The organism is Photobacterium sp. SKA34, assembly GCF_000153325.1.
Lineage (GTDB): Bacteria > Pseudomonadota > Gammaproteobacteria > Enterobacterales > Vibrionaceae > Photobacterium.
This window is the reverse complement of record NZ_CH724141.1, coordinates 1,488,652-1,500,382: the sequence shown is the minus strand read 5'-3', so window position 1 is coordinate 1,500,382 and position 11,731 is coordinate 1,488,652. Positions and strand designations below refer to the sequence as shown.

The window sequence follows — 11,731 nt, the reverse complement described above, 5'->3', positions numbered from 1 at the left end:
TTGTCCACCAAACTGATTGCATGGAAAACCAAGTATCACTAATCCTTGATCACGATACTTTTCATATAGTGTCTGTAACGCTTCATATTGAGGCGTAAAGCCGCACTTGCTGGCTGTATTTACAACGAGTAAAACCTTCCCTTCATAATCGCTGAATGAACGCACTTCCCCAGAAAGTGCTTTAACGTCGAAGTCATAAATTTTTGTCATTATCATTCCTATTTATTATTACTCGCTAATTGTCCATGTTATTCTGTAAACGTCCTTTTGTACGAAGTTAATAGCATGACAGATCTCAAACACTTATTTTTTTCTCTTGGCCTTGAACAACTTGATTTATCAGAGAAAGAAAAAAATATTATCAATGCCTTTAATGAGCAATCAACACCTCGATTTAATGATATTTGCCACCAGCGACAGGATAAACAACCTTTAGCTTTACTGTTAGGCTATATGACGCAACAACACCACATTGTTTCATCTCGCTGGATAGAACAACAGAATGACTATCATCAAATGCAATCAGTATTTCATTCAACTGTAGGGGCTGAACACGCTAGCAAATTTCTCAATCAAGATGCTGATGAATATATTCTAATCACTCTATTGTGGTTGTTTGTTCAAGGCGCTAATAAAATTGATTATAGTTATGCCAATGAACAAGCTGAAACCCTGTTAGCTCATCTTAATGAAGAGACAAAACAGGCGAAAGACAGTAAAGAAGATGAACAGCTTCGCCAACGGTTACTGCAAGCATTTTACCAAGGAAAAAAAGCGACTCAGCAAAGCCTTTTCACGAAACTAAAACGCATGTTGAAGCTATCACAGTAACAATAAGAAACGATGGTATGACTTATCGTCCTAATACGCGAACTTAAACGTGAATAGACTGTCACCTAATAATATGAATATTTTTCTAAGTCGATGAAATAGATTCGTTATTGTACCGTTCTATATCATAACAAAGACCATAATATACAACTTATACGCCCATTATCGTTGCAATGACACGTGCATTGTTAAAACGGAGTTCTAGATTGAAAAAATTATACCTCAATACTTATTTCGTCTGTGCCATGCTCGGCGCATTACTCAGTATCACTTTTTCCAGTCAAACCTTTGCGGCTACTGAGATTTCAACTGGGTGGGTAACAAACCCGCAGCATCCCCCAGTGCAAGTTAGGTTAGTACTAACGGGTAAAAAAGACACTGCGAACCATACCGTTCAAGGGCTGCTAGAAGTTAAACTTGATAAAGATTGGAAAACCTATTGGCGATCGCCTGGTGAAGGTGGTGTAGCACCGTATGTAAACTGGGATATGTCTAGTAATGTTAAAAGTGTTGACTGGCAGTGGCCGATGCCAAAACGTTATGAGTTCTTAGGTGTTGAAACACTTGGCTATAAACATGATGTTATTTTCCCACTTTCAATTCATGTAAAAAACATGAATAAGCCTGTATTCCTTGCTGGTAAATTAACCATGTCTTCCTGTACCAGTATTTGTGTATTGACTGACTATGAATTAGCACTTGATTTTAACCCTGAAAAACTCAGCTTATCGACTGATGCGATGTTTTTATACAACAAAGGTTATAGCCAAGTACCTAAATCGTCTCAAGCAGTAACACTTGATACTGTCTCTTATGACAAGAACAACAAAGCAATTACGGTGGTTGCAACCAATAAAGCTGGATGGGTAAAACCTGATGTGTTGATTGACGGACATAATAAAGCCGTTAAAGACACCTCTTTCTTAGCACCAAATGTGACGATTAAGGAGCAAACTCTGTATGCGGTATTACCCGTAACCAGTTGGTTTGGTACACCAAAACTTGTTGGTGAACCACTTCAAATCACAATTGGTGATAATAATCTCGCCGTTGAGATCCCAGCAACAGCAACAGATACCCCAGTTATTGTACCGAGCTCTAATAGTAACTTATTAGAAATTATTGGCATTGCACTATTAGGCGGTTTAATTCTTAACATCATGCCATGCGTATTACCGGTATTAGGTATGAAGTTAAGTAGCGTAGTTTCAGCGAAAGGTTTAGAAAAACGCCAAATTCGTACACAATTTATCGCTTCAGCTGCAGGTATTATCACGTCATTTTGGCTATTAGCTGGCTTTTTAGCATTAATGAAATTATCGGGCCAAGCGCTTGGTTGGGGAATCCAATTCCAGAGTCCTTGGTTTATTGGTGTCATGATTACGATCACCGCCCTGTTTGGCGCAAATATGTTAGGTTTATTTGAAATTCGCTTATCAAGTAACACCAATACTTGGATGGCAACTAAAGGTGATAACTCACACTTTGGTCACTTTATTCAAGGTATGTTTGCCACTCTGCTTGCAACGCCATGTAGTGCCCCATTCTTAGGCACAGCTGTAGCGTTCGCATTAGGCGCTAGTTATGTGACACTCTTTGCTATATTTACCGCATTAGCGATTGGTATGGCTGCTCCATGGTTGTTAATTGCTCTCTTCCCACAATTGGCAAACGCATTACCTAAACCGGGTTTATGGATGGATCGGGTTAAAACACTGTTTGGTTTGATGATGCTTGCAACCAGTATTTGGCTATTAAGCCTAATGACCAGCTTCTTTAGTGCCACTGTTGTTTGGGCTACTGGTCTACTCATTATGCTCGTTATCTTATGGCAATTAGGTCGTAAGAAAGGACGCAAAGCCGTTATCATCACAACTGCGGTTCTACTGCTGGGCGTTGCAGGTAGCCTTATCGTCGGTAGCTTAACCTCAAACCATTGGGCGAAGCCGCTAGCCGATGACCACCATTGGGAAACGCTAAACGTTGATAACATTGCAAAACAAGTCGCTGAAGGAAAAACAGTCTTTGTTGATGTTACAGCTGAATGGTGTATCACTTGTAAAGCCAATAAAGTCGGTGTGTTACTGCAAGAGCCCGTATATTCGGCCTTATCTGCAGATAACATCGAGTTAATGCGCGGTGATTGGACAAAACCTTCTGACTACGTCACTGGCTTCCTACAATCACATGGACGTTTTGGTGTTCCATTTAATATTGTATATGGTCCTAATGCGCCTCAAGGTATCCCATTGCCCGTGATTTTAACAAGTGACGAAGTACTTAACGCAATTAAAAAAGCAAATAAGTAAGGAATAACATAAATGACAAGGACGTCTGCCAAAGGATGGCTTAAAAATATACTTATCACTGCTATATTAATAACGGCAGTAAGTATTGTTGTTGATATCTGGCGAAATAAAGATCTAACGGTTTCTGTTGATAACCATTCGGTAGAAAAAACAATTAACCAGCATGATGTTGATTGGCTAACTCTCAGTTATCAACAACCTGTTGTACTTTATTTATGGGCAACATGGTGTCCAAGTTGCCGTTTTGTAAGTCCATCAATCAATTGGCTACAACAATATCAAAGTGATCTGAATATAAAAGTATTTAGTGTTGCTATTCGCTCTGGAGATGATCGTTTATTACGAGCATACATGAACAGCAAAGAATATCGCTTTCCTGTTATTAATGACCAGAATGGTCATATTAGCCAACAATTAGGAGTAAGAGTTACACCCACCATTCTTTTTGTTAAAAATGGCAAAGTCTTTAATTCCACTACAGGTGTTACTACTCCCGTTGGTTTATTAGCTAGAGTAATGGCAGCAACATACTTATAAATAAAAAGCCCAGCTAATTTTAGCTGGGCTTTTTATTATTTAATTGTCATTGCGGTTTTGGCATTCGTCTAATTTGCCAAAAATGTCTCTTCCAATAAGGGTTATCTAAGCGTGAAATCATGACACCTTTTGATTGTGACGCGTGCATAAATTCTGAATTGCCTAAGTATATTCCGACATGACGTGTATTACGCCCCGTTCTGAAAAAGACTAAATCCCCTTCTTTTGCACTTTTACGTGAAACTTTACGTCCTTTTTCAACCAATTGTAATGTCGTTCTTGGCAACATCATTTGGTAAACGCTAGAATAACCAACTTGAACAAATGCTGAGCAATCAATACCTTTTTTTGTTGTTCCACCAAGGCGATAAGGTGTTCCTTTCCATGAATGGTAAATACCATCAAACATACCAGTATCCACAGAAGCGTTCTTTTTTAAACCTTCTTTCAATATATCATTGCTAGAAGCAATTTTTTTGCCTACTGTCGTTATTTCAGCAGTCTTATTGTTTGATGTTTTACCATTTACAGAGTTAGTCGAAGAACACCCAATCATTGACACAAGCGCCAATGCAAAAAATGCGTGTTTATTATATTTAAATCTGTTCTTCAAAATTTGCCCTGTACTGCTTATTTGATAAGAGTTTATTGATTATGGCTCAAAAGAATACCAATAATAAGGACGAAGTGCACACTATCAGAATAAATTTGACAGATTCCAAACAATAATAATTCTAATATTTTAAAATTAGATATAAAACACTAAACGCATACGCTCAACCATATGACATCAATTCAACTACTTAATTATAATCCACACTATGAACAAGAGTTGTCTCAGCTTTACTATGATGCAATTACTAAGCTTGCTCCTGCTTATTATCATCCACAACAAGTCAAAATATGGGCAGATTATCCACGAAAATATCCAAACGAATTTGCTAAATTATTAACACAAGGTACTGTGATAATGGCAATTAATAGTAAAGGGAAAGTGATGGGATTCGGTCAGCTTCATCCGAAAAATTATATTGCTTTACTATATACCCAGCCTGAATTTAATCGCTTAGGTATCGCGAGTGCTATTTATAGTAAGCTTGAACAGCTAGCATATAAAAACCATCAAACAATACTGAGTGTTACAGCCAGTAAACTATCTCTACTATTGTTTCAAAAGCTAGGTTTTGAAACAATTGATACAGAAATTGCTATTCGTGACGATGTAACGTTCGAGCGCTATAACATGGTTAAATTATTGTAACAAAGGTAAAAAAAAAAGCTTACAGTCAAGTAAGCTAAAAAATCTATACAACAGAAGAGATTATCATTACGTCTATAACGTATTGGCTATCTGTTTGTAATTCTTAATTTTATCCTATTTAAGATCCAGTCATTTACTTATCTATAGATACATATGCGATTATCTTCACGTCAGAATTGAAAATGTAACTGTTAATTTTATTAACAAGAAATATGTCATCCGTCCAGATACACTATATTTTTATAAATAGTGATAACGCGCTATAAAATGTTAATTATTTGTAAGCTCACACTACCACAATAATAACTATTTAGGTAATGTATAAAAATGTAGTCATGCAAATAACTTAAACAGCATAAGGAGTATATGTGCTGGCTTTTATTCGAATTATCATCGCAACCCTTTTTATTATAATTACAACCTGTTGTGCACTACTTTACTGCCTAATTAACCGACCTCGTGCACCTAAACATGTCTACACCTTTTGTCGTTGGTTTAACCAATTGCAAAAAATCACAGGTGTTCGTATTGAACAACGTGGGCTAAGTAACAGTACCAATATTGCTAATGCAGTCTATATCTCTAATCACCAAAGCGTTTATGACTTTGTTACTACCCCTGGCATGTTGCAACCAAATACCGTGTCACTGGGAAAAAAAAGCTTATTATGGATCCCTTTCTTTGGGCAGCTTTACTGGATCACAGGCAATATACTGATTGATCGTGAGAATAAAGCCAAAGCGCGTAATACCATTCAGCAAGTTGCTGATGCTATCCACCAGCGAAATTTATCTGTATGGGTTTACCCTGAAGGAACTCGAAGTAAAGGACGTGGATTACTACCTTTTAAGACTGGGGCTTTTAGAATGGCGATAGAAGCAGGTGTACCTATTATTCCTGTCGTGATCAGTACGACACACAATAAGATTGATTTAAATAAACTTGATAACGGTACTGTAATAGCTGAAATGTTAGCCCCAATCGACACTCAAACATTTAAGTCTACTGACGCAAGAAAGCTAGCGGAAAGATGCCACCAACTAATGTCAGAAAAGATCGCCCAACTTGATAATGAATTAACGAAAGATTCTTATTTGGTGAGTGAAGAGACATCAAAAGAAAACAAAGCCTAAAATAATTACACCCAATGGCTTTCATTGGGTGTAATTTATATCAACAATATAAAGCTTAGATGTAAAGCTTAGATGTAAAGCTTAGATGTAAAGCTTAGCAACATCGCTAGGTTCAACTTCAACACCTTCAAGACTTTCATTCCAGTTCAACCCAACAAGAACACCGTCTTCAGCTAATGTGATCATCCAATCTTCTAAGAAAATATCTAGTGGTAATTCACTTGGTTGGAATTCAGCCCACTCATCAGCACACTGTGCTTTCGCATCTTCCTCATTTGACCAGAATGGCATTACTTCCGAATCTTCAAACTCAGATGAAGCAACAGATAGCCAATCACCTTCTTCATTACGAAGGCTCCAAACAATACGTGTATTTTGTGTTTCTTCAACAAACATTAATTTGTTAGCTTGGATATCTGACGTTAATTTAGTCATCTATTTTCTCTCAGTTGTAAACCTAAATGGCAAGCAACCATAGCTTATATCACCACAGTACTCTAACTCATGAAGTTTAACAAAAAACAGAATAAACAGTGATTAAATATTGTTTATATTTTTATACCACATAGAGATAAAATAATGTTGACATATACCCAGGTAATGACAGAATGTCGCGATTATCGTCTGGGTTCACTCTGTTTTACGCGAAATAGCAAAATCTTGCTAGCACACTTACATCATATATTTATACTTTACTGTTAGGTCAATCAATGCAATCTCGTCGTGCTGGAAATATGCTGGCGGCGTTTTCTTTTGTACTTTGGGGAATTATCCCACTGTATTATCAGTTCTTGCCACAAGCCAATATTAATGAATTACTCGCACTAAGAATTATTTTTTCAGTGCCTGTTATGTTATTAGTCATGCTACTACTTAAACAGCCTTTACCTAACGTAACTGAGTTATTAGCAGATAAAAAATCATTCTTCATGTGCGGTATTGCTGGCTGTATCATGAGTGTTTCTTGGTATGCTTTTACCTGGGCGATTACCCATGGTGAAGTACTTGCCGCTAGCCTTGGTTATTTTATTAACCCATTATTTGCTATTGCCTTAGGTATGTTTTTCTTAAAAGAAAAGCTCACTAAAGCACAGGTAATCGCTGTGGTTCTGGCTATCTTAGGCATTGCTTATCAAGTCTTGCAGTACGGTGAATTACCTTGGTTATCTCTTCTTATGGGAAGCTTTTTTGCTATCTATGGCTTAACCAAAAAATATATAAAATATGATGCCCTAACATCTGTGACTATTGAAGCCGCTATTCTTACCCCCTGTGCTGTGATTTATATGCTGTGTCTTTACTTCACTGGGGATAGTGTGTCATTGACATCAGGTACTACTACATTCCTATTATATGTAGGCTCTGCGCCAGTTACAGTCGCACCGTTAATTTTCTTCGCTTTAGCACTGAATCGTACTAGCTTATCAATGGTTGGGTTAATGCAATATATTGAGCCAACATTACAGTTCTTATTAGCGGTGTTCTTGTTTGGTGAGGTCTTTGATCATACTAAAGCGATCAGTTTTAGCCTTATTTGGGCAGGTTTGATCTTTTGCACTCTTGAAGCATTACCTAACTTATTCCATAAAAAACGTAAAGTTACTCTGCCACATTAGCAACTATCTAAAATGCAAACATCGTGCGTTGTTCTGTGTTTTTGCTTATCCTTCAATTATTACCCAAATAAGAATGTTTTATGATGTCATCAAACCCATCCGAAAAATCTGATCTAAAACGACTACAAAAACAACTCCGTCACTTTGCAATACAGCGCAATTGGGATCAGTTCCATACCCCTAAAAACTTAGTAATGGCCTTAAGTGGTGAAATTGGTGAATTAACAGAAATATTTCAATGGGTAACACCCGAACAAAGCCAACATCTTTCAGAAGAAAAAAAGCAGCAATTAGAAGACGAAATTGCGGATGTGATGATGTACCTTGTTCGATTAGCGGATAAATGCGACGTAGATATTTTAGAGGCTTGCCAGAGAAAAATAATCAAAAATGCTGACAAGTACCCTATTGAAAGGTGTTACGGATCAGCGAAAAAATATAATGAGCTATGAGCAATCATTAAAATCAAAAAAGCTGGCGATGATAGCCAGCATTTTTCGTTTATTTGCCGACTATTTTTGGCCAACTCCGCGATTTTCTTTTTTCGCTAAAGCAATTTTACCAAAGCCTAGCTTACGAAAATGACTATCACGATAATCACGTGCTGCTTTACTTGAATTTGAAACTGCTTCAACTTGCAATTCCATTTTTAGAAATGACGTTAAGTCGATACCTTCTGCAGCTGCTACCGCTTCATGAATATTACGGTATTGATCAAATGAAAAAATAAGCTCTTTTTCTTCATTTTTGTAGGTATAGATAATAGTGCGTGACATAACGTCCCCAGTAGAGCATAAAAATGGATACGAAATTTACCGTATATCCTTTTAAGATGGAAGCTTAAAAAACACGGCATTATTTAAAAATCCGTCAACACTAAACTATACGTCTTTAGCTGTTACCTTCTTAATTATCAGATCATTATTTATATCGTTATTAGAAACAAAGTCTTGTAATAAGTCATTAGCAAAAACATCTTGTTGTGACATTGGCCGGTAGTAATAAAAACCTTGAATATAACGCACACCCACAGATTGAATAAATTCAACTTCTTTTAGATGCTCAACCCCTTCAACAACAATCTCAGCATTAGTGATCTTACCGAGTTGTACAGCTAAGCTAAACAGATCTTTGCCTCGCTGTGTTTCCAAGTTCAGTACCAGTGTTCGATCTATTTTTACTTTATCAAAATCAAAGCGCGATAAATAAGCCAGTGATGAATAACCAGTACCAAAATCATCTAACGCAACTGCTATGCCTAATTGGTGTAATTGATCAATGACTTTCGCTACATCAGCTTCATTTTGAACCAATAACTCTTCAGTGATCTCAATTTCGATTTGAGAAAATGACAATGAGCTCTCTTCGATATGTGTTTTTATCGTTTGGACAAAATTTTTCGATAAGACAGTATCTGGTGAGATATTTATCGATAATCTAATGTTCTCATTTACTTTCGCAAATCGTTCGCCAGCACGTAATGCTTTGTCAAAAACCCAATAATCTAAATCAGGCATTAATCCTAATTGACTAAAGGCTGCTAAAAACGTGGGCGGTAAAATTTTCCCATCCTTATTTTGATAACGAATAAGTGTTTCAAAACTAATGATCTTATTCGTATTCACATCAACCTGAGGTTGGAAGTAAAGTAAAAACTCTCCTTCTGCTTGTAAGCGTTCGATCTCTTTTTGTGCTTTTAAATTTTGATGTAAAGACGGTATAAAACTTGTTATACGTGTTTTAACTTCAATCTCATCGCTGGTAAATAAACGGTTCGAGAAGACATCGGATACGCCAATACCAAGGTTACGTTTATCCATTATTTTAAAGAATGGATAGTAGATCACGACACCAATTAATATGATAACAGCTTGTAATATTACGCCAGAAATAGCACCTCCTGTTGCAACATAGCCGCTCAGTAAAGGAGGCATTAACCAACTTTGAACTTCACTTAATGGTGGCACAATTCCCAAATACATCGCCCCATAAGCCACCACAAAACCAATTGCGGGTGCAATAAGAAAAGGAATAATCATGATTGGATTAAAAATAACAGGCACACCATAGAGCACAGGCTCATTGACGTTAAAAAGACACAAGACGAGGGACGCTTTAGCTAATACTTTATAACCTTTACTTTTTGCAAATAGCAGCATACAAATGACTAAACTTAATAAGTTACCGCTACCACCGATACCTGTAAAGAAGTCATAAAAATTGGTGCTGATAATATTAAGATCTACACCAAAATTATGCCAAGCTGAAATATTCATCATGGTGATATCGTAAAGTTCAGCTTTGTACATATGAAGTACATTATGTCCATTGATCCCAACGGACCAAAAAGCCCCGCGCAATAACTCATAAATAAGACCATCAACAAAAGAGGTCGGATCAAGCGAGGGAAATAATGAAGATGGAATACTTATAAAATTAACAACAAAGTAAATGAGCTGACTAAATGATATCAATGCACCAATTGAAACTATCGCGCCTAGTAACATGTTTGCTGAGCTGTCTATGACAGAGTCGCGATCACTGCCCCTAAAAATACGAAATTTCTTTAATCGAGAAATGAGTTCACAAGTAATATATGCCGTTAATAAAGACAGCGGAAAACTATTAGGTAATGGCATAATTTGCGATAAAAAGCCCCATTGGTAGGACACAACAAAATATACAGTTAATGCACTCGCTATTGAGACGCCTTTGGGGATACGTTTTACAGATGATAGGTATGTAACAAGGTAGAAGTTGATCAATATAGGGAACATCAACCCTGTAGATTCACCTACATATCTTATCGTGCCAGTTAATGAATCATAGCCGTAATGTTCGCTGAATATCGCTATAAGTTCACAAAACGTCGAGATTAATGCCAGCGGTAAGGCCATGATAAAGACATTTGAAACAGCAACAAGATATTTATTCGACGAGAGCTCTGACATTACTCTGTAAACAGTCATAACTATTTTCTTATTTAATTATGATAAATACTATCAGCTCAATGCTGCCTGTATTTCACTATTCAATACCAACATTCGTGTTGATAACATCATTTAAATCATCACGAACAACGCTAACTTCTTATTATATTTAAGTAAATTATACTATTAATCATATCAGCTTATCATAAATGAAAATTTATAAAATACTGTGCTACCTATCACTTCACATAAAGCATGTAAGAGATTGTTGAAAAATTATGTCTCTTACACTGTTTAGAGTGGTACCTCAAATAAATAAAAGGAAAACAACAATATACAATTAACCGCATATTTATTTAGATGTGAAATACGTTGACATGTTTTAAACGTATTCTCGCTAATAAGACATGGGTAAAATCATGCACTGCCTTTTCCCATACTTATACACAGAAACAGTGGATAACTTTACTAACACTGTGAAAAAACACACTTTTAGTATGTTTTTCATACAGGTGGAATTTGTAAACAACAAGAACATTACGACATTAATGCATATTATTATGAAATACTCGCTATGCTTCTTTTTTATTTAAATAATAGATAACCTGATTCTCACTACCACGCCATACCAAAGAAGGATCTCGTTTGGCTTCTTCGTATTTCCCATCAACAATAACATCAATATAATCAATAACTTCTTTCTGTTTCTCAGTTAACTCAGCGAGCATGTACCCTGTCCATAACCAAATATCTTTACCAATACATTCACTACGGACACGTTTTACCAACTTTAAAATATCAGGCACATTCTTTGGGTGTAACGGATCGCCTCCAGATAAAGACAAGCCACGGCGTTTAATTCTGGTATCGTTCAAATCATTAATGATCTGATCTTCCATCTCTTGGCTAAAAAAATGTCCTGCGTCTAATCGCCATGTACTCTGGTTATAACAACCTCGACACTGATGAATACACCCAGAAACAAACAAACTTGCACGAGTGCCCGGCCCATTAACAATATCAACAGGGTAATAGTTGTGATAATTCATATCGGTCACCTACACTCTCTAGTTATTTTTTAAATAATAATCTTAAAAAAAAAAGTGCCTTCTTA

At 36.5% G+C, this 11,731-nt stretch carries 13 protein-coding genes; 7 read left to right on the top strand and 6 right to left on the bottom strand.

Annotated elements, in window-relative coordinates:
• Positions 1-210: redoxin domain-containing protein (locus tag SKA34_RS07890; RefSeq protein ID WP_006644983.1), on the bottom strand; the 210-nt coding region annotated here is incomplete at its 3' end.
• A 75-nt stretch (positions 211-285) separates the two neighbouring features.
• On the opposite strand from SKA34_RS07890, the gene SKA34_RS07885 reads away from it, so the two are divergent.
• From SKA34_RS07885 to SKA34_RS07875, 3 genes are all read left to right on the top strand, one after another.
• Positions 286-831: a hypothetical protein gene (locus SKA34_RS07885; protein ID WP_006644982.1), complete on the top strand. Its 546-nt coding sequence runs from the start codon at positions 286-288 to the stop codon at positions 829-831.
• A gap of 206 nt (positions 832-1,037) precedes the next feature.
• Entirely contained in the window at positions 1,038-3,140 is a 2,103-nt protein-coding gene (locus tag SKA34_RS07880; protein ID WP_006644981.1) for a protein-disulfide reductase DsbD, read from the top strand.
• Between the two features lie 12 nt (positions 3,141-3,152).
• Positions 3,153-3,677, top strand: a complete 525-nt coding sequence (locus SKA34_RS07875; RefSeq protein WP_006644980.1) for a protein disulfide oxidoreductase — start codon at positions 3,153-3,155, stop codon at positions 3,675-3,677.
• Positions 3,678-3,723: 46 nt separating this feature from the next.
• Here SKA34_RS07875 and SKA34_RS07870 read toward each other — a convergent pair whose 3' ends face one another.
• A complete protein-coding gene (locus SKA34_RS07870) occupies positions 3,724-4,233 on the bottom strand; it encodes an NlpC/P60 family protein (protein ID WP_006644979.1) in 510 nt (169 codons plus the stop codon).
• 228 nt (positions 4,234-4,461) lie between these two features.
• On the opposite strand from SKA34_RS07870, the gene SKA34_RS07865 reads away from it, so the two are divergent.
• Both SKA34_RS07865 and SKA34_RS07860 read left to right on the top strand, forming a co-directional pair.
• The gene (locus tag SKA34_RS07865; protein WP_006644978.1) at positions 4,462-4,938 is read left to right on the top strand and encodes a GNAT family N-acetyltransferase; all 477 of its coding nucleotides are present in this window, start codon (positions 4,462-4,464) and stop codon (positions 4,936-4,938) included.
• Between the two features lie 368 nt (positions 4,939-5,306).
• Positions 5,307-6,071 carry a 1-acylglycerol-3-phosphate O-acyltransferase gene (locus SKA34_RS07860; RefSeq protein WP_006644977.1) on the top strand — a complete coding sequence of 255 codons (765 nt, stop codon included), beginning with the start codon at positions 5,307-5,309 and terminating at the stop codon, positions 6,069-6,071.
• Between the two features lie 81 nt (positions 6,072-6,152).
• Here SKA34_RS07860 and SKA34_RS07855 read toward each other — a convergent pair whose 3' ends face one another.
• On the bottom strand, positions 6,153-6,506 hold the full coding sequence (locus tag SKA34_RS07855) for a DUF2750 domain-containing protein (RefSeq protein ID WP_006644976.1): 354 nt from the start codon (positions 6,504-6,506) through the stop codon (positions 6,153-6,155).
• A 275-nt stretch (positions 6,507-6,781) separates the two neighbouring features.
• Between SKA34_RS07855 and rarD the strand changes: the two genes are divergently transcribed.
• Together rarD and SKA34_RS07845 are read left to right on the top strand one after the other, a co-directional pair.
• A complete protein-coding gene (rarD, locus tag SKA34_RS07850; RefSeq protein WP_006644975.1) occupies positions 6,782-7,687 on the top strand; it encodes an EamA family transporter RarD in 906 nt (301 codons plus the stop codon).
• A gap of 83 nt (positions 7,688-7,770) precedes the next feature.
• Complete coding sequence (locus tag SKA34_RS07845) at positions 7,771-8,139, top strand: nucleotide pyrophosphohydrolase (protein ID WP_006644974.1); 369 nt, start codon at positions 7,771-7,773, stop codon at positions 8,137-8,139.
• 60 nt (positions 8,140-8,199) lie between these two features.
• Here SKA34_RS07845 and SKA34_RS07840 read toward each other — a convergent pair whose 3' ends face one another.
• The 3 genes from SKA34_RS07840 to nrdG all read right to left on the bottom strand — a co-directional run bounded on the left by SKA34_RS07840 (position 8,200) and on the right by nrdG (position 11,666).
• Entirely contained in the window at positions 8,200-8,463 is a 264-nt protein-coding gene (locus SKA34_RS07840) for a DUF2960 family protein (RefSeq protein WP_005365828.1), read from the bottom strand.
• 105 nt (positions 8,464-8,568) lie between these two features.
• Positions 8,569-10,656, bottom strand: coding sequence for an EAL domain-containing protein (locus SKA34_RS07835; RefSeq protein ID WP_006644973.1), 2,088 nt, complete (start codon positions 10,654-10,656; stop codon positions 8,569-8,571).
• Positions 10,657-11,189: 533 nt separating this feature from the next.
• Positions 11,190-11,666, bottom strand: a complete 477-nt coding sequence (gene nrdG, locus SKA34_RS07830; RefSeq protein WP_006644972.1) for an anaerobic ribonucleoside-triphosphate reductase-activating protein — start codon at positions 11,664-11,666, stop codon at positions 11,190-11,192.
• Between the last annotated feature and the right edge of the window lie 65 nt (positions 11,667-11,731).

What these genes read in the sequence shown, in the direction of transcription:
- SKA34_RS07875 (WP_006644980.1), top strand. Translation starts at nt 3,153, where the DNA reads ATGACAAGGACGTCTGCCAAAGGATGGCTTAAAAATATACTTATCACT.
- SKA34_RS07865 (WP_006644978.1), top strand. Translation starts at nt 4,462, where the DNA reads ATGACATCAATTCAACTACTTAATTATAATCCACACTATGAACAAGAG.
- SKA34_RS07870 (WP_006644979.1), bottom strand. Translation starts at nt 4,233, where the DNA reads ATGATTGGGTGTTCTTCGACTAACTCTGTAAATGGTAAAACATCAAAC.
- SKA34_RS07845 (WP_006644974.1), top strand. Translation starts at nt 7,771, where the DNA reads ATGTCATCAAACCCATCCGAAAAATCTGATCTAAAACGACTACAAAAA.
- SKA34_RS07835 (WP_006644973.1), bottom strand. Translation starts at nt 10,656, where the DNA reads ATGACTGTTTACAGAGTAATGTCAGAGCTCTCGTCGAATAAATATCTT.
- rarD (WP_006644975.1), top strand. Translation starts at nt 6,782, where the DNA reads ATGCAATCTCGTCGTGCTGGAAATATGCTGGCGGCGTTTTCTTTTGTA.
- SKA34_RS07855 (WP_006644976.1), bottom strand. Translation starts at nt 6,506, where the DNA reads ATGACTAAATTAACGTCAGATATCCAAGCTAACAAATTAATGTTTGTT.
- nrdG (WP_006644972.1), bottom strand. Translation starts at nt 11,666, where the DNA reads ATGAATTATCACAACTATTACCCTGTTGATATTGTTAATGGGCCGGGC.
- SKA34_RS07885 (WP_006644982.1), top strand. Translation starts at nt 286, where the DNA reads ATGACAGATCTCAAACACTTATTTTTTTCTCTTGGCCTTGAACAACTT.
- SKA34_RS07840 (WP_005365828.1), bottom strand. Translation starts at nt 8,463, where the DNA reads ATGTCACGCACTATTATCTATACCTACAAAAATGAAGAAAAAGAGCTT.